This is a genomic window from Paenibacillus sp. J31R120 (assembly GCF_056269225.1).
Window position 1 is genome coordinate 931,736 of the sequence record NZ_JBWDNN010000001.1, and the last position, 17,573, is coordinate 949,308.

Genomic DNA, 17,573 nt, shown 5'->3' on the forward strand with positions numbered 1-17,573 from the left:
AATGCTTACGAAGCAAGTTTGCTTCGCAAACTTTTAGGAGGTTCCCAGATGGAATTCGGAAGATTGATCACGGCAATGGTAACACCGTTCGACGCACATGGACAAATTGATTGGCAAACAGCTGGGAAGCTAGTCGATTACTTAATAGAAGAGCAGCAAAGCGACAGTCTGGTAGTCGCCGGGACAACAGGGGAATCCCCGACGCTCTCGGACGGCGAGAAGCTGGAGCTGTTCCGTTTTGTCGTGAAGCATGCAGCGGGCCGCTGCAAGGTTATTGCAGGCACGGGAAGCAATAATACAGCCCATTCCATCCACCTGACGCAGGAGGCGGAAGCATGCGGCGTTGATGGAATCTTGCTTGTTGCTCCGTACTACAACAAGCCATCCCAAGAGGGCTTGTACCAGCATTTCAAAGCCATTGCGGAAGCAACCAAGCTGCCTATTATCCTCTATAATGTAGAGGGGCGCACAGGTGTTAACATCTCCGTCGATACGACGCTCAGACTGGCTCAACTGGACAATGTAGTGGCGACCAAGGACTGCGCATCGCTGGAACAGCTGACCCAAATCGTCAGCGGGGCACCGGAAGGCTTCCTCGTATACAGCGGGGATGACAGTGCGACGCTGCCGGCATTGTCAGTGGGAGCATACGGCATTGTAAGCGTGGCAGGTCATATCGTAGGCGCCAAAATGAAGCAAATGATCGATGCTTATGTAAGCGGCAAGGTCGCAGAGGCAGCGCGCCTGAACGGTGAATTGTTCCCGATCTTCAAAGGACTATTCTACTGTCCGCATCCAGTGCCGAATCCGGTCGCTGTCAAATATGCGCTAGGGCTGAAGGGACTGCCGGTAGGTTCGGTACGTCTGCCGCTTGTGGACGCGAACGAAGCAGAAGCCAAGTTTCTGCGCGACCTGGTCTTGTAATTTATAAAATTATTTATACCTGAGCCGGTGCATACAGCACCGGCTTTATTATTTGCTAAAGGCTCCCGGCAATAAGTTTGAAACGATTGACTTGTATGACTTGTGTTCCAGCTTTTTCATCATGTATAATGAAATCAAGTGAATGGGTGCGGCAAAATTGAACATGAAGAAATGATCGTCAGAGCGGCATCTGACGTTTATTGTAATACGCATAGATTGCAAGTTTATTTGTTTTTTTCACATTACATTTACCGTAGGAGGTATAGATCCACTTGTCTAAAAAGAACAACCAGGATAAGCTGCTTATATTTGCACTAGGCGGAGTAGGCGAAATTGGTAAAAATATGTACGTTATTCAGTATAACAACGATATCGTCGTTGTTGACTCCGGCCTGAAATTCCCAGAAGAGGACATGCTCGGCATTGATATTGTCATTCCGGACATCTCTTATTTGACAGAGAATCGCGACAAAGTTCGCGGTATTCTCATTACCCATGGTCACGAGGATCATATTGGCGGTCTGCCTTATGTTCTCAGACATCTGAATGTGCCGGTATATGGCACGAAGCTAACGCTTGGACTTATTGAAGGAAAATTGAAGGAAGCGGGCTTGCTCGGGGAAACCAAGCGTATCCTCATTAACGCCGATTCCGAAGTTCAAATGGGCTCCATTCGCGCGACCTTCTTCAAGACTAATCACAGTATCCCGGACTCCGTAGGCGTCAGCCTGGATACACCGGAAGGCATTGTCGTTCATACGGGCGACTTTAAATTCGATCATACCCCGGTCAACGATCAATTCGCCGACTTGCAGCGCATTGCCGAAATCGGCAGCCGCGGCGTTTTGGCACTGTTGTCCGACAGCACGAACGCGGAGCGTCCGGGCTACACACCATCCGAGAGCAATGTCGGCGAAGAGCTGGAAGATATATTCCGCAAGTCGACACAACGTGTAGTCGTTGCGACATTCGCATCGAACGTACATCGGATTCAACAAATCATTAACGCCTCGATCGCAACTCGCCGCAAGATTGCTGTCGTAGGTCGCAGCATGGTCAACGTAGTTGGCATCGCTTCAGAGCTTGGATACTTGAACATTCCAGAAGGAATGATTATCGAGCCGGAAGAAGTGAACAAACTTGCAGCCGACCGAGTGGTAATTTTGTGCACAGGCAGTCAAGGCGAGCCGATGTCGGCGCTTACACGCATGGCACGCTCCACGCATCGCAAGGTTGACATTTTGCCAGGGGATACGGTGATCATTGCCGCGACGCCAATTCCGGGCAACGAGCGTTATGTTGGACGTACGGTAGACGAGCTGTTCCGTCTTGGCGCTAACGTCATCTACGGTCCAGGCTCCGTATCCGGCGTACACGTATCCGGTCACGGCAGCCAGGAAGAGCTTAAGCTTATGCTCAACCTGATCAAACCGAAGTACTTTATCCCAATTCATGGCGAATACCGCATGCTTCGCCAGCACGCCAAGCTTGGTGAATCGATTGGCATAGAACGTGAGAATATCTTCGTTATCGATAACGGCGATACCGTGGAATTCCAAGGCGGCAATGCTCGCAAGGGCTCCAAGGTCCAAGCAGGCAATGTCCTGATTGACGGTCTTGGCGTTGGAGACGTAGGCAATATCGTGCTCCGCGACCGCAAACTTTTGTCCCAAGACGGTATCCTTGTTGTCGTCGTTACCCTCAGCAAGCAGGACGGCACGATCATGTCCGGTCCGGACATTATCTCGCGCGGCTTTGTCTATGTACGCGAATCGGAAGGTCTTCTTGATGAAGCGAACCGCATCGTAACATCGACGCTGAACAAGTTGATGAACGATAAAGTGAACGAGTGGGCATCCCTTAAGACCAATGTAAAGGATGCGCTCGGCAGATTCCTATATGAACAAACGCGTCGTCGTCCAATGATACTGCCGATTATTATGGAAGTGTAAGCGACGTAAACCCATCACCTATGAAGCGCTCTTTTATCCTATGAGGATGAAAGAGCGTTTTTTGTTGTTAGACATGGCTGCCAATAAACCGGACTTCTTCTTAACGGGTGCTGTATAAAATTATGACTCCATTCCATACTATGACGAGCTATTCATTGCCATCAAAGGGGACATGACCAAATGACAAATCCGTTTGATCCAACAGCTTACAGAAGCGACCAGCCGGACCCGGCTATGCCGGATGACAAGAGAAAAATGGGCAGTGTTGTGGAAAATATTCAGCAGCTTGGTACAGCGTTAACTCCTGTGCCGACGGAATCGAATATTTTTTGCATGACCATTATTGGTCAGGTGGAAGGACATCTCATATTGCCGCCGCAAAATAAGACAACCAAATACGAGCATATTATCCCGCAGCTTGTCGCTGCAGAGCAAAACCATAAGATTGAAGGCGTGCTGATCGTATTAAACACGGTAGGCGGCGATGTGGAAGCAGGACTTGCGATTGCGGAGATGATTTCCTCCTTGTCGAAGCCTACGGTGACGCTTGTACTTGGAGGCGGACATTCTATTGGCGTTCCGATTGCTGTTGCTGGCAATAAATCATTTATTGCCGAGACGGCTACGATGACCATTCATCCCATCCGAATGAACGGATTGGTCATTGGCGTACCTCAGACCTTCGAGTATTTGGATAAAATGCAGGAGAGGGTTGTTCGATTCGTCACCTCCCACTCCAAGGTTATGGAGCATACCTTCAAGGATCTGATGTTCAAGACAGGAGAGCTGACACGAGATATCGGAACAACTGTTATCGGTACGGACGCTGTCCGGCATGGTTTGATTGATGCGGTAGGCGGGCTGGGCGAATCGCTGCGGGAATTGAATGCGATGATTGAAATGCGCAGAGCCTCTATGCCGATGCCGATGCCGATGCCGGGAGGCGTGCCGCAATGACGCTTCATACTGTAATGCCGTTAGAACTGGTGCTGCAAGGCATCCATGATGAGCAGGACAAACCCATGCATGAGGTGACGGTGAGAGGCATCAAAATGCAAGTTATTCCCGTTGCGCCTGGCATGGGACGAATTGTACGTTTATTGGACTGCAGCCTTCACGATTATTTGAACCCGGCTTTCATGCCGGGCGCTGTGATCCCCTACAACGAAATAAAAGAATAAGTGTTCCCATTGTTGCGCTCTTTCGTAGCCCCTTAACCAATATCTGTGCTATAATGGTAGACCAGAGGTGACGGAATTGGCGAAGAAAAAGAGACGAAAGAAATCCATTGGCGCTCAATTAAAATACGAAGTTTACGGCATATTGCTTATTACGATATCGATCATTGCCCTGTCGGGCGAAGCGGCTGTAGGCCGCGCATTGTCCAAGCTGTTCGGCCTTGCTCTAGGCAAGTTTTATTTTGTGCTGGCTCTTATCGGGGTTTACGTTGGACTTAGCGTTATGGTGAAGCGGGCATGGCCCAAAAGCTGGTCAAGCAGAAGGACAGGCCTCCTTATTCTCGTGCTCGCTTTCACATTAAGCAGCTCCATCTCCGAGGTGAATCTCCGTTTTGCGGGAGTGGAGCGGGAAGCGCTATCGGGTGGAGTGATTATGAGTACACTTGGCACCGATCTCAGAGATCAATTGATTTCGGTGTCGCCTGCGAATGATGTATCCATACGAGACAAGACGATTAGCGGCGGTTATATCGGCGCGATTCAATATTCCTTATTATTTATGTTGTTTGGCTACTACGGTGCTCTAATTATTAATATTGTGATGTTCGCAATCTCCATTATGTTGATTACAGGCAAATCTTATGTCGAATTGCTGGGAGTCATACGCAAACGGGCAGGAAGCATGTACAAGCTGCTCATGGCTAAGCGAAGCGCGATGCGCAAGCGAAAAGCTGCGAAAGTTGCCGTCGTTGCCGCACAGGTACAGCCCAATGATCATGATGGGACGATGGAGGACGAGGATGATTATCAGCCCGCTCCGCGACGGAAGCGCAAGTCTCTGTTTTTTGCGTGGAAGCAGGAGGGGCAGCAGGAATCGAAGGCTCAGGACCAGCAGGACGAATGGCAGCTGTCACAGCATGAGCATTCCGAGACGAGTGCAAAGCCGGTCTGGGAGAGTGAATTGGCTGGCGATTGGGAGCCTTCCGGAGAGCGTCCGGTCAATACCGAAGCTACTGTAACTAACGACAATGAGCCTCCTTGGGCGGTTGCTGATCCAGTACCAGGTTCAGCTATACATAATGAATGGAATACAGACGGAGCATCTACTGCGCCAGCTTTGGAAGACGAGCAGGTGTGGCCGCGCCACGACGCAGAGCCGGAAGATCAAACTTTGACTTCTGACGTTTCTTCTAGCGAAGAAGCATATCATCCAACTATTGAGGAGCTACCCGAGAGTGTAGAGCAGCGATCCAATCCACTCCTAGACTCTGAAGCCATTATTGCGGATGGAGATACGGAGGGAGCTGTTCCGAGAAGGCCGGTCGATGGGGAGTCTCCAGCGGAAAAGCCGTATATGCTTCCTCCGTTCACACTGCTGCATAAGCCGAGCGGAATGGCCAAAGGATCGGATGCTACGGATATGTATGACTCCAGACGGAAGCTTGAAGCGACCCTCGAAAGCTTCGGCGTGAAGGCGAAAGTACTGGATGTTGTACGCGGCCCTGCAGTTACCCGTTATGAAGTACAGCCAGCAACCGGCGTGAAGGTCAGCCGGATTGTGGGCTTGACCGATGATATTGCGCTTGCGCTGGCAGCGAAAGATGTGCGCATGGAGGCTCCCATTCCGGGGAAATCGGCTATCGGCATCGAGGTTCCGAACATGGAAGTATCGGTTGTCACGATGAGAGAAGTAATGGAAACACCTGCGTTCCATAACTCTTCCTCCAAGCTGTCTATTGCATTCGGCAGAGATATTTCCGGTCAGACGATCGTCGGCAACCTGGCCAAGATGCCCCATCTGCTTGTAGCCGGAGCGACGGGCTCCGGAAAATCGGTATGTATCAATGGCATAATTACGAGCATTCTGTACAAAGCTCATCCTGACGAAGTGAAGTTTTTGATGATCGACCCTAAGATGGTTGAGCTTAATGTGTACAACGGCATCCCTCATTTGCTGGCGCCTGTCGTGACCGATCCACGCAGAGCATCGCTTGCGCTGAAAAAGATTGTAGTAGAGATGGAGAAACGGTATGAGCTGTTCTCCAAGTCGTCCACGCGCAATATTGAAGGCTACAATACGCTAATGGCCGATAATCCGTCTGCAGTGCTTCCTTACATTGTAGTTATTGTAGACGAGCTTGCGGATCTGATGATGGTAGCGGCGGGAGATGTCGAGGATTCCATTGCCAGATTGGCACAGATGGCCCGTGCAGCCGGGATTCATCTGATTATCGCCACCCAGCGGCCGTCGGTTGACGTTATTACCGGCGTGATCAAAGCGAATATTCCGTCGCGTATTGCGTTTGGCGTATCGTCGCAGGTTGACTCGCGAACCATTCTGGATATGGCCGGAGCCGAGAAGCTGCTGGGCAGAGGCGATATGTTGTTCCTGCCTGTAGGCATGTCGAAGCCGATTCGTGTGCAAGGCGCGTTCCTATCTGATCAGGAGGTTGAAGCGCTTGTCGCCTTCGCGCGGGATCAGGGTGAAGCGGACTACAAAGAGGATCTGGTGCCGGAAATCGAGGAAGAAACGGAAAATCAGGATATGATGCTGGATGAGCTGTTCGATCAAGCGGTCCAAATCGTCGTTGAAGCGAAGCAAGCTTCCGTCTCGCTCCTGCAGCGGAGAATGCGGGTCGGATATACGCGAGCGGCCAGAATGATTGATCAGATGGAAGCGAGAGGCGTCGTTGGTCCGTATGAAGGCAGCAAGCCTCGCGAGGTGCTAATGACGCTGGAGCAGCTGCAAGCAAGCCGGGTCAGCTCTTAGTCCAAATGCGATAATCGCCTGCATAGAAGCTGGGGAACTTTCTCATACTAGAGTTAGGTAACGCTACCTAAAGCGAACTAACTTGCAAGAGAAAGGCAGATCCCTACATGAGAAATCGTTTGTTAGCGGTGACCTTGATCATCGTTCTGCTCGTATGCGGTACCTTTTCCTTATTCAAAGGGAATAGCCGCGAGTCGACAGAAACGTTCAGCAATGCAACACTTAAGGTTGGATCCACAGGTCAGGATGTGTATGAGCTGCAAGGACGCCTTACGTTTCTCGGCTACTACAACGGGAAGATAGATGGCGTATTCGGCTCCAAGACCAAAGGCGCGGTTACATGGTTTCAATGGAAGTTCGGTTTGAAATCGGATGGCCTTGTCGGTGCAGATACGAAGAAGAAGCTTGTGAACGCGACCAAAGCTTGGAAGCCTGGCCAGACAAGCGGCGGTACGGGGCAAGCGCCGCCATCCGGAGGCAGCAGCGGCGGAGGTGCCGGTTCAGGAAGCAATCTTGCGCCATCCAATAAGCTTGGCCTATCCGAGAATGATATTCAAATTATGGCTAATGCCGTTTATGGCGAAGCGAGAGGCGAGCCTTATGAGGGTCAAGTAGCAGTGGCTGCTGTTATATTGAACCGCGTGAAATCACCAAGCTTCCCAGATACGGTATACGGTGTCATCTTTCAGCCGCGTGCCTTCACAGCAGTGGCTGATGGCCAGATCTACCTGACTCCGAATGCCAAGGCCAAGGAGGCAGTCATGGATGCCATTAACGGCTGGGATCCTTCAGGCGGCTGTCTCTACTACTTCAATCCGGTAACAGCGACATCGGCCTGGATATGGACTCGGACACAGGTAAAGACGATTGGGAAACATATATTCTGCATGTAAGCATGCCGTCAGATAGGCCTGGGATAAGGGAAGCAGCCGCTTCTGCGTGAGCGCAGTGGCGGTTGCTTCTTCCATTTCCATTAGGTTAAAATGGTAAAAACGGCATCTATGAAGGGAGCAAACCGCGTGTCCTTATTCCAAAGGGGGCAGCTGCAGCGAGTTAGACTGCATGTTCTGCCGACGAAACGATTCAAGACGTTTGCGATATCTTTGTTTGCGGGCATTCCGTTAAGTGAGGATACGGTGACGCCGATTGCCCTTATTCCCTTCGTTCTGCGCCGGGGTACGGCTAGAACGCCGGAGACAATCGCGTTCCGCGAGAAGTTGGACGATATGTACGGAGCAGGCTTTGGTTTCGATGTATATAAAAGAGGAGATTCCCAGATCGTACAATTTCGAATGGATGTCATCAATGACCAGTTCGTAAGCTCAGAGCAGTCATTGCTGGCTGCTTCTCTGCAATTTCTTGGCGATGCCCTGACCGATCCGCTCAAGGAAGGCGGCGGATTCCGCGCCAAATACGTGGAAGCGGAGAAAGCGACGCTGAGGAAGAGGCTAGAGGCTATTGTCAACGATAAGATCCGTTATGCCGCAGAGCGCTGTCTGGAGGAGATGTGCGCCAATGAACCGTACCGTCTTCATCCGCTCGGCAAGCTGGAGGAGATTGACGGCATTACGCCAGATGCGCTGTTCCGCCATTACGAAGAATGGCTCGACCGCGCCGCACTGGATTTGTATGTTGTAGGCGACACCTCGCTGGAGGAAGTGACGCAGCTAGTCGCAGAGGCATTCAAGCTGAAGCCGGGTATGCCTGCGCGCTATTCCACACCAGACGTTAAGCATGACGTTTATGACATCAAGTATGTTGTGGATGAGCTGGATGTAAGCCAAGGCAAGCTCAACATGGGCTTGCGAACGGGGATCGGCTACGACGACAAGCTGTATCCTGCTGCGCTCATGTACAATGGCATCTTGGGCGGATATCCGCATTCGAAGCTGTTCATTAATGTGAGGGAAAAGGAAAGCTTGGCCTATTACGCGGCATCTCGGCTTGACGGGCACAAAGGGATTTGCACCATCCAATCGGGCATCGAATTCAATCATTACGAAAAAGCGGTAGCCATTATCAAGCAGCAATTGGAGAGTATGGCGAGCGGCGAGCTGTCCGAGCTTGAGATTAATCAGACCAAAGCGATGATATCGGGGCATCTGCGCGAGCTGCAGGATTCGGCCTACGAGATGCTCTCTTATGATTTCAACAGTGTCCTGACCGGCAATGAAAGAACGTCGGCACAGCTGCTGGAGCAAGTTCAAGGCGTTACCGCAGACGATATTGTAGAAGTGGCGAAGCGCGTTCAGCTCGACACAGTCTACTTCCTGCGCGATCGAAAGGAGGCTTAAGCGATGGAGACGCTGAATTATCCCAATGTACAGGAGAAGTTGTACCGCGAAGTGCTGGATAATGGCCTTGAAGTAATTGTCCTGCCAAAGGAAGGCTTCCAGAAAACGTACGCTACCTTCTCCACCAAATATGGTTCCGTCGACAATCGCTTCTCCGTCGGCACTCAGGAGGCAGTCCGGGTGCCGGACGGGATCGCGCATTTTCTGGAGCATAAAATGTTCGAGGAGCCGGAAGGCGATATCTTTGCTGTATTTGCTTCGCAAGGCGCTTCGGCGAATGCTTACACGACGTTTGACCGGACGGTCTATCTCTTTTCGGCAACGGAGCAAATCCATGCCAATCTGGAGACGCTGATCAACTTTGTGCAGAAGCCCTATTTCACGGATACCAATGTGGATAAGGAAAAGGGCATCATCGAGCAAGAAATCAATATGTATAAAGACAATGCGGATTGGCGTGTATACTTCGGGCTTATTGACGCTTTGTATCACAACCATCCCGTACACATTGATATCGCCGGCACGGTAGAATCCATCTATCAGATCGACAAAGAAACGTTGTACCGTTGCTATGAGACCTTCTATCATCCGTCCAACATGCTGCTGTTTGTTGTTGGCGGAGTGGATGTGAAGGAAATCTTCGACCTGGTGAAGGCAAATCAAAAAGCGAAGAACTTCGAGCCGCAAGGTCAGATCGAGCGTTACTTTGATGAAGAACCTGTTTCTGTGAAAATCCCACGCAAAGTGGCGCAATTGTCGGTTTCGCTGCCTAAGTGCATGCTGGGATTCAAGGAGAAAGGGGTCGGCTTGACTGGCGAGGCGCTGCTTCGCAATGAAGTGACGACGAAGCTGATGCTTGAAGCCTTGATTGGCCCGAGCACGAAGCTGTACCAGTCACTTTATGAACAAAATTTAATTTCCGATTCATTCGGTCATGAATACAATTCCAGCAGCGATTACGCGTTTTCGGTCATTGGCGGAGATACGCCCGATCCGGATGCTTTAATTGAGGCCCTGCGTTCAGGCATTACTTCGGCTGTTAACCAGGGCATCGAACAATCCGCATTCGTGCGTTCGAAACGCAAAAAAATCGGAAGTTATCTTCGCATGCTGAACTCCCCCGAATCCATAGCGGGTGAATTTACCCGATACCGATTCCGCGATGCCGATATGTTCGATGTGCTGGGCTTCTACGAGGCGTGCACGCTTGAAGAAGTGAATCAGCGTCTTCGCGAGCATTTTGATTTCGAGCAGCTGGCTGTCTCCATCGTAGAGAAACCAACAGCGAAATGATGAAAAATTTGCAGGAGACGACAGTATTGATCACCGGGGGGAGCCGTGGCATAGGCGCTGCGATTGCAAAGCGCTTTGCCGCGGAAGGGGTCAATATTGTTCTCCATTATCTGGAATCACATGAAAGCGCGAATGAGACCGCGAGAATGTGTATGGCGCTTGGAGCCAATGTCATGACGATCTCCGCCGATCTTCGTTCGCGTGAACAATTGTCGAGAATGCGCGAGAAGTTGGAGAGTCATGACATTCGTCCGGATATTCTGGTGAATAATGGCGGAATCTCGCATTATGGCATGCTGGCTGACGTGACGGAGCAGGAATGGGATGATGTGATGTCTGTCAACCTGAAGGGGATGTTTCTTTGTACGCAGCTGTTCATGCCGAGCATGATCGCGCAGCGATACGGCCGCATCATTAATGTATCTTCTGTATGGGGCATGTCAGGCGCGTCTTGCGAGGTGCTTTATTCCACGACAAAGGGCGGGATGAATGCATTCACGAAAGCGCTGGCCAAGGAGCTTGCTCCATCCGGGGTTACCGTGAACGCTGTTGCTCCGGGAGTGGTGGATACGCTGATGATGAACGGGTTTAATCAGGAGGAGAAAGCGGCTTTGCAGCAGGAAATCCCTGCCGGCCGCTTCGGCTCCGCCGAAGAAATCGCATCGCTTGTTTATTTTCTTTCCTTGCCGGAATCATCTTATATTACAGGTCAAATAATTAGTCCGAACGGTGGATGGCATACCTGAGCTGCGTCATATTCGTCCTTGAATTGAATAAGTCGCTGCGGAAATGCGCAGAATAAGGACTGTTGATGATTCTTTTCTATCCCACACTAACCTTAGGAGGCGAAGAGGCATGTCAACGGTCCTGACGAATTTCGAGACATGGAAGCATTTTTTGGCCGATCGCGTATCTCAAGCGAAAAAGATGGGGCTGACGGAAGATACGATCGCCAATCTGGCGTTCGAGATCGGTTCTTTCCTTGACGAAAAGGTTGATCCCAAAAATGATGAAGAACGCATTTTGAAGCAGCTTTGGGATATTGGCGACGAAACAGAGCGCAAGACAGTCGCAAGGCTGATGGTCAAGCTCGTCGAGAAATCGTAGCACTTATACCGGTCAGCAGGAAAGCCTCCAGAAGCGGAGGCTTTTCTGCAATGTTTTGTTTCATTGCAGGATAATGACGAAAATTGTAGAATAGATGATTAAAGGTATGTTTATGGGGAAGAAACTTGATTTCTGGCCTTATACTCTTTATTATTCAGGTTTAGGACGGTGACATCGTTGGAGACGAAGCAATGGTATATGGAATACAAGATACATAAGAACCGCCCTGGCTTGCTTGGAGATATCGCTTCCTTGCTCGGTATGCTGGAAGTAAATATTATGACGATTAACGGCGTAGAGGACCGCACTCGCGGCATGCTGCTTCAGACCAATGACGATGTGAAGATCGATCTTCTGGGCAAAATGCTGCAGAAGGTTGATAATATTACGGTGAACAAGCTGAGAACGCCTACAATTGTAGATATATTGGCTGTGCGCCATGGCCGTTATATCGAAAGGGATTCCGACGATCGGAAAACCTTTCGTTTCGTAAGAGACGAGCTTGGCTTACTCGTGGACTTTCTTGGGGAAGTATTCAAGCGAGAAGGCAATCAAGTGATTGGTCTTCGCGGCATGCCGCGCGTCGGTAAGACGGAATCGATCATAGCAGGCAGTGTCTGCTCCAATAAACGCTGGGCCTTTGTATCATCTACTTTGCTTCGTCAGACGGTTCGCAGTCAGTTGTCCGAGGAAGAGATGCAGCCTAACAATATCTTTATTATTGACGGAATCGTGAGCACGATACGCTCGAATGAGAGGCATCATTCCCTGTTGCAGGAGATTATGGCGATGCCGTCAACGAAAGTAATTGAGCATCCGGACATATTCGTTAAGGAATCGCATTACGATTACAGCCATTTCGATATTATTATCGAACTGCGCAATACACCGGATGAAGAGATTTCATACGAATCATTCACTGCCAACTATTCGGACGATTTCTAATCCAATCGGAAGGAGGCATTTCCATGTCTGAATTAGGTGCTTTGCTGCGCAAGGCCAGAAATGAAAAAGGCTTGTCGCTCGATGATATTCAAGAGCTGACCAAAATTAGAAAGCGGTATTTGGAAGCGATCGAATCCGGCGACCATAGTGTATTGCCAGGGACTTTTTACGTGCGCGCTTTCGTCAAGAATTATTCGGAGGCCGTTGGTCTTGATCCGGATGAAGTGCTCAGGCTTTATCAGCATGAAGTGCCAGCACCTGCCGTCGAGCCGACAACAGAGCCCATTCCGGTGCGCAAGCCGAGAAAGGTGAAGTCGGGCGCCTCCGAGCGGCTTGGGAAGATTGGCTTTAATGTTGTGATGTGGTGCTTTCTTATTCTAATCGTTGTTGTTATCTGGTACTTTGCTTTTAACAAGGATAACAAATCACCGGGCAAAGTAGACGACACTAAGATTACGGAAAACTCGAATCCGCCAGAGCCGACAACGAATACAAGCGCGCCGCCTGTATCGCCGACCCCTCCGCCGCCTACGAAAGCTCCGGCGACCGTAACCTTCAACAGCAAAGTAGGGAATGTCGATATGTATGATATCGGTCCTGCGGGCGTCAATCATAAGGTTGAGTTGAAAGTTAAGGGCGGACGTAACTGGGTAGGCGTGCAGGAAGGCAGCAAGTCGGGCAAAAAGCTGTATTATACGAATGTCGAAGACGGAGAAGTCTTGACATTTGATTTGACGACACGGCTATATATTAATGTAGGGCGCGCCGACTTTACGGAAATCTGGATCGATGGCGTGCTCGTGCCGGACGGCGACCGCTCAAGCTCCAAGCAGCTCCTTATCAATCCGCTGATGGAAGAGGGAGCCCAAGGCGAAGATGGAGCAAGCGGAGGAGAAACCGAAGGCGGCGGTGAAGTGCCGGATTCGATCACTGGCGAATAGGCTGGCCGTATTACATAGCAAAGGGGAGTATATAATGAGTTCAGAAAGCTCGTTCGATATTGTTTCAAAGGTGGATATGCAGGAGCTTGCCAATGCCATTACGCAAGCGGAGCGGGAGATCGAGACGCGCTTCGACTTCAAGGGCAGCAAGAGCAGCATTGCGCTGGAGAAAGAAGAGCTGGTCGTAGGCTCGGATGATGATTACAAGCTGAAAAGCGTCATCGACATTTTGCAATCCAAAATGATCAAGCGCGGCGTGCCGATTAAAAATATGGATTACGGCAAAATCGAAGGGGCATCCGGCGGGACCGTCAAGCAGCGGATCAAGCTGAGACAGGGGATCGAACAGGATATTTCCAAAAAAATCAATATTCTGATTCGCGATTCCAAGCTAAAGGTTAAGAGCCAGATTCAAGGCGACCAGATTCGGGTAACGGGAAAAAGCCGCGACGATCTGCAAGCTGTTATGGCCTTGCTTAGAGGTGCTGATCTACCTGTGGAGCTTCAGTTTACGAATTACCGCTAATGCGTTTAGAAGGGATTTGACGATAGACAAATGACTGAGAGAGTGAAAGTTGTCACGCTTGGATGCGAGAAAAACTTAGTCGACTCCGAAATCATGTCAGGATTAATCCACGAACGCAGCTTCCGGCTTGTAAAAGAACACAACGGCAGCAAGTTTATCGGGAAAGAAATTGACGTGCTGGTGGAACGTTACGACGGCCGCAGCGATGTTTATATTGGCAGATCGATGTACGATGCGCCGGAAATCGACGGCGAAGAATTCGTCTCGAACTGCCGCGCACCAATAGGAACCATACAAAAAGTACGCGTTACGCACGCGTATGAGTTTGACCTTTCCGGGGAGGGTATCGCGTGAATTTAGCGAATAAGATAACGCTGGCAAGAATTTTCCTTGTCCCAGTCATCATGTTTTTCCTGCTTATGAAGTTGGACTTGGGCACGCTCAGCTTCTCCGATTTTGAGATTACATATAATCAGATCGTAGCTGCACTTATCTTTATCATTGCAGCGAGCACGGATGGTCTGGACGGTTATATTGCGCGCAAGAACAAAATCGTGACGAATCTTGGCAAGCTGCTTGACCCGCTGGCCGATAAGCTGCTGGTAGCAGCTGTGCTAATCTCGCTTGTAGAGATGGACAAGCTGAACGCGCTGATCGCCATCGTTATTATTAGCCGAGAGTTTGCTGTGACCGGCTTGCGTCAAATCGCATTGCTGGAAGGCTCCGTCATGGCCGCAAGTGCCTGGGGCAAATGGAAGACAGCCATTCAGATCACAATGATTATTGCGCTCTTGATCAACAATTTCCCGTTTGCGCTGATCGATTTTCCGTTCGATTTGATTGCAAGCTGGGCGGCTGCCATTATAACGGTCTATTCCGGCATTGATTATTTTGTGAAGAACAAGCATCTTATACCGGTTGAATAACCTGGTCTGGTTCGCTGTTTTCGGGCGAACAGGTTTAAGTCGAAAGAGAGCACTTTCCCATACCCGGGAGAGTGCTCTTCCTATCATGATTCATATCAGCCGCACGGCTGGAGAAGGGGGCAACGATGAAGGCGGAGATTATTGCGGTGGGGACGGAGCTGCTCCTTGGACAAATTGTAAATACGAATGCGCAGGCGATATCCCAGAAGCTCGCCGAGCTTGGCATTGATGTTTATTTCCAGACGGTGGTCGGGGATAATGCCGGCCGGTTAAGGCAGGCGATTGAAATCGGACGTGGACGCGCCGATCTGCTGTTGTTCACAGGAGGCCTGGGACCGACCCAGGACGATCTGACGAAAGATGTGCTGGCACAATACTTGAATCGCAATCTGATCATCCATGAGCCATCTATGGCTGTTATAGAAGAGATGTTCTCATCCAGAGGGATGGCGATGGTCGAGAGCAACCGCAGGCAAGCGCATATGATCGAAGGAAGCGAGCCGCTTCATAATTCGACCGGACTTGCGGTTGGGAACGCCCTGGAAGCGGACGGTACCCTGTATGTGCTGCTTCCCGGTCCGCCAAGAGAGATGAAGCCGATGCTGGAAGGACCGGCTCAGGACTGGATCTGTTCCATGCTGGGCGAGGAGGTGCCGTTGTTCTCGCGTCTGTTGAAGTTCGCCGGAATCGGCGAGTCCAATCTGGAGGCGAAGCTGCTGGACCTGATTGAAGGTCAGGAAGACCCCACCATCGCTCCATATGCGAAGGAAGGCGAGGTGTCGGTACGCGTCTCGACGAAGGCACGGACTTCCGCAGAGGCGGATAAGAAGATTGATGCCACCGTCGATGCGATTAAGGAACGCATCGGGGAGCATCTCTATGCCCAAACGGACATTCCAATCGAAGAGGCGATTATAAGGCTTCTCAGAAGCTCCAGACGCCGTCTGGCAAGCGCTGAGAGCTGCAGCGGCGGATTGTTCGCCGAGCTCGTCACGAACGTGCCTGGCAGCAGCGGAGAGTTCGTAGGAGGCGTTGTCACCTATACGAACGTCATGAAGAACAAGCTGCTCGGAATCCCGATGACCCAGCTTGAAGGCCCGGAGGCACCTGGGGCAATCAGCGAGTCTACGGCAGCTATGATGGCCGAGAACGTCCGGCTGATGTCCGATGCCGACTTCGGCGTTTCGCTGACCGGCGTAGCGGGACCTGCGGAATCGGAAGGCAAGCCTGTCGGACTCGTCTATTTCGCGGTAGCGGAGCGGGGCAAGGATCCGGTGGTCTATACGGCGAAGCTGAGCGGCGGTCGCTCTATGATCCGACTGCGCGCTGTGAAGGCGGCGCTGTACCGGCTCTGGCTTGCCCTGCAAGCATAAAAAGTGAAATTTTTGTTGTCAAATGTCGAGACAGACGATATAATTAGTCCTAATTACCGGAAGAACCGTGGCGAAGATTACTTTGCTGCGGTTTTTTTATGTCTTCTTCGCCGCTGGATGGGAGTGGAGGGGAGGGCGTGAGAACAAAAATTACGAATGTGTGTTCGAAAAAACTATTGGCAACCAGTCCGAAATAAGGTATCATACTAGTATAAATAGTGAAGGATGTGAGTGGGTTGGCGGATCGTCGCGCAGCATTAGATAACGCACTACGTCAAATTGAGAAGCAATTTGGCAAAGGCTCCATTATGAAATTGGGTGAATCGACACACATGCAGGTTGAGACCGTGCCTAGCGGCTCGCTTGCTCTAGATATCGCGCTCGGCATCGGCGGATTGCCGAGAGGCAGGGTAATTGAAGTATACGGACCGGAATCGTCAGGTAAGACGACCGTTGCCCTTCATGCCATTGCAGAAGTACAACGCATCGGCGGACAAGCCGCTTTCATCGACGCGGAGCACGCGCTGGATCCCCTTTATGCCAGCAAGCTGGGCGTCAACATTGACGAATTGCTGCTTTCGCAGCCGGATACGGGCGAGCAAGCCCTTGAGATCGCGGAAGCGCTTGTGCGAAGCGGCGCAGTCGATATTATCGTAATTGACTCCGTTGCGGCGCTCGTGCCGAAGGCGGAGATCGAAGGCGACATGGGTGACTCTCACGTCGGCCTGCAGGCCCGTTTGATGTCGCAAGCGCTTCGGAAGCTGTCCGGCGCTATCTCGAAGTCGAAGACGATCGCTATCTTTATCAACCAGTTGCGTGAGAAGGTCGGCGTCATGTTCGGCAATCCGGAGACGACACCGGGCGGACGCGCACTTAAGTTCTATTCCAGCGTGCGTCTGGACGTACGTCGCATCGAGACGCTGAAACAAGGCAATGATATGGTCGGCAACCGTACCCGTATCAAGGTCGTGAAGAACAAGGTTGCGCCTCCGTTCAAGCAAGCCGAGATCGACATCATGTACGGTGAAGGCATCTCCAGGGAAGGCAGCTTGATTGATATCGGCGTAGAGCAGGATATTGTTCAGAAGAGCGGCGCCTGGTTCTCGTATAGCGGTGAACGTCTAGGCCAAGGACGTGAGAATGCCAAGCAATTTTTGAAAGATAACAAAGAGCTTGCGGCTGCAATCGAGAAGCAAATCCGGGAGGCCAGCAACCTGTCCGCAACCGCTACGCCAGCTAATTTCTCCGCTGATGAAGATGAGGACGATCTGGATTTCGACGAAGAATAATTGTATCGCGTTCGCCGCTCTCCATGGGGAGCGGCGACGTTTTTGTATTGGGAGG

At 51.0% G+C, this 17,573-nt stretch carries 16 protein-coding genes and 1 pseudogene; all 17 read left to right on the plus strand.

Going from position 1 to position 17,573, the window contains the following annotated elements; all coding sequences use genetic code 11:
- Positions 1-48: 48 nt before the first annotated feature.
- Positions 49-924 (plus strand): 4-hydroxy-tetrahydrodipicolinate synthase, encoded by an 876-nt coding sequence (gene dapA / locus AC0YNW_RS04300; protein ID WP_475830870.1) that lies wholly within the window; start codon positions 49-51, stop codon positions 922-924.
- Positions 925-1,196: 272 nt separating this feature from the next.
- Complete coding sequence (locus tag AC0YNW_RS04305) at positions 1,197-2,876, plus strand: ribonuclease J (RefSeq protein WP_475830871.1); 1,680 nt, start codon at positions 1,197-1,199, stop codon at positions 2,874-2,876.
- Positions 2,877-3,110: 234 nt separating this feature from the next.
- Entirely contained in the window at positions 3,111-3,833 is a 723-nt protein-coding gene (locus AC0YNW_RS04310) for a ClpP family protease (RefSeq protein ID WP_475831267.1), read from the plus strand.
- Positions 3,830-4,057 (plus strand): YlzJ-like family protein, encoded by a 228-nt coding sequence (locus AC0YNW_RS04315; protein ID WP_387474827.1) that lies wholly within the window; start codon positions 3,830-3,832, stop codon positions 4,055-4,057. The genes AC0YNW_RS04310 and AC0YNW_RS04315 overlap by 4 nt, the downstream gene beginning before the upstream one ends.
- A 76-nt stretch (positions 4,058-4,133) precedes the next feature.
- The gene (locus AC0YNW_RS04320) at positions 4,134-6,824 is read left to right on the plus strand and encodes an FtsK/SpoIIIE family DNA translocase (protein WP_475830872.1); all 2,691 of its coding nucleotides are present in this window, start codon (positions 4,134-4,136) and stop codon (positions 6,822-6,824) included.
- Between the two features lie 107 nt (positions 6,825-6,931).
- Positions 6,932-7,717: a spore cortex-lytic enzyme gene (gene sleB / locus AC0YNW_RS04325; RefSeq protein ID WP_387474831.1), complete on the plus strand. Its 786-nt coding sequence runs from the start codon at positions 6,932-6,934 to the stop codon at positions 7,715-7,717.
- Positions 7,718-7,825: 108 nt separating this feature from the next.
- Positions 7,826-9,118, plus strand: coding sequence for an EF-P 5-aminopentanol modification-associated protein YfmF (gene yfmF, locus AC0YNW_RS04330; protein ID WP_475830873.1), 1,293 nt, complete (start codon positions 7,826-7,828; stop codon positions 9,116-9,118).
- Between the two features lie 3 nt (positions 9,119-9,121).
- A complete protein-coding gene (gene yfmH, locus AC0YNW_RS04335; RefSeq protein ID WP_475830874.1) occupies positions 9,122-10,411 on the plus strand; it encodes an EF-P 5-aminopentanol modification-associated protein YfmH in 1,290 nt (429 codons plus the stop codon).
- Entirely contained in the window at positions 10,411-11,157 is a 747-nt protein-coding gene (gene ymfI / locus AC0YNW_RS04340) for an elongation factor P 5-aminopentanone reductase (protein ID WP_475831268.1), read from the plus strand. Before yfmH ends, ymfI begins: the two co-directional genes overlap by 1 nt.
- Before the next feature lie 109 nt (positions 11,158-11,266).
- Positions 11,267-11,518 (plus strand): DUF3243 domain-containing protein, encoded by a 252-nt coding sequence (locus AC0YNW_RS04345; RefSeq protein WP_119801377.1) that lies wholly within the window; start codon positions 11,267-11,269, stop codon positions 11,516-11,518.
- Positions 11,519-11,695: 177 nt separating this feature from the next.
- Entirely contained in the window at positions 11,696-12,463 is a 768-nt protein-coding gene (locus AC0YNW_RS04350) for a DUF3388 domain-containing protein (RefSeq protein ID WP_119801378.1), read from the plus strand.
- 23 nt (positions 12,464-12,486) lie between these two features.
- The gene (locus tag AC0YNW_RS04355) at positions 12,487-13,404 is read left to right on the plus strand and encodes a helix-turn-helix domain-containing protein (RefSeq protein WP_475830875.1); all 918 of its coding nucleotides are present in this window, start codon (positions 12,487-12,489) and stop codon (positions 13,402-13,404) included.
- A gap of 34 nt (positions 13,405-13,438) precedes the next feature.
- Positions 13,439-13,930 carry a YajQ family cyclic di-GMP-binding protein gene (locus AC0YNW_RS04360; RefSeq protein ID WP_387474840.1) on the plus strand — a complete coding sequence of 164 codons (492 nt, stop codon included), beginning with the start codon at positions 13,439-13,441 and terminating at the stop codon, positions 13,928-13,930.
- 150 nt (positions 13,931-14,080) lie between these two features.
- A pseudogene (locus tag AC0YNW_RS04365) lies at positions 14,081-14,284 on the plus strand (30S ribosomal protein S12 methylthiotransferase RimO); the annotation flags it as partial.
- Positions 14,281-14,856 carry a CDP-diacylglycerol--glycerol-3-phosphate 3-phosphatidyltransferase gene (gene pgsA / locus AC0YNW_RS04370; RefSeq protein WP_387474842.1) on the plus strand — a complete coding sequence of 192 codons (576 nt, stop codon included), beginning with the start codon at positions 14,281-14,283 and terminating at the stop codon, positions 14,854-14,856. The pseudogene AC0YNW_RS04365 and the gene pgsA, both read left to right, overlap by 4 nt.
- A gap of 125 nt (positions 14,857-14,981) precedes the next feature.
- Complete coding sequence (locus AC0YNW_RS04375; protein ID WP_475830876.1) at positions 14,982-16,229, plus strand: competence/damage-inducible protein A; 1,248 nt, start codon at positions 14,982-14,984, stop codon at positions 16,227-16,229.
- A gap of 236 nt (positions 16,230-16,465) precedes the next feature.
- Positions 16,466-17,518 carry a recombinase RecA gene (gene recA / locus AC0YNW_RS04380; RefSeq protein WP_387474846.1) on the plus strand — a complete coding sequence of 351 codons (1,053 nt, stop codon included), beginning with the start codon at positions 16,466-16,468 and terminating at the stop codon, positions 17,516-17,518.
- The last annotated feature ends 55 nt before the right edge of the window (positions 17,519-17,573 follow it).

Coding starts and splice junctions, on each gene's coding strand:
- dapA (WP_475830870.1), top strand. CDS start 49: ATGGAATTCGGAAGATTGATCACGGCAATGGTAACACCGTTCGACGCA.
- AC0YNW_RS04310 (WP_475831267.1), top strand. CDS start 3,111: ATGCCGGATGACAAGAGAAAAATGGGCAGTGTTGTGGAAAATATTCAG.
- AC0YNW_RS04315 (WP_387474827.1), top strand. CDS start 3,830: ATGACGCTTCATACTGTAATGCCGTTAGAACTGGTGCTGCAAGGCATC.
- sleB (WP_387474831.1), top strand. CDS start 6,932: ATGAGAAATCGTTTGTTAGCGGTGACCTTGATCATCGTTCTGCTCGTA.
- yfmF (WP_475830873.1), top strand. CDS start 7,826: ATGAAGGGAGCAAACCGCGTGTCCTTATTCCAAAGGGGGCAGCTGCAG.
- yfmH (WP_475830874.1), top strand. CDS start 9,122: ATGGAGACGCTGAATTATCCCAATGTACAGGAGAAGTTGTACCGCGAA.
- ymfI (WP_475831268.1), top strand. CDS start 10,411: ATGAAAAATTTGCAGGAGACGACAGTATTGATCACCGGGGGGAGCCGT.
- AC0YNW_RS04345 (WP_119801377.1), top strand. CDS start 11,267: ATGTCAACGGTCCTGACGAATTTCGAGACATGGAAGCATTTTTTGGCC.
- AC0YNW_RS04355 (WP_475830875.1), top strand. CDS start 12,487: ATGTCTGAATTAGGTGCTTTGCTGCGCAAGGCCAGAAATGAAAAAGGC.
- AC0YNW_RS04360 (WP_387474840.1), top strand. CDS start 13,439: ATGAGTTCAGAAAGCTCGTTCGATATTGTTTCAAAGGTGGATATGCAG.
- AC0YNW_RS04375 (WP_475830876.1), top strand. CDS start 14,982: ATGAAGGCGGAGATTATTGCGGTGGGGACGGAGCTGCTCCTTGGACAA.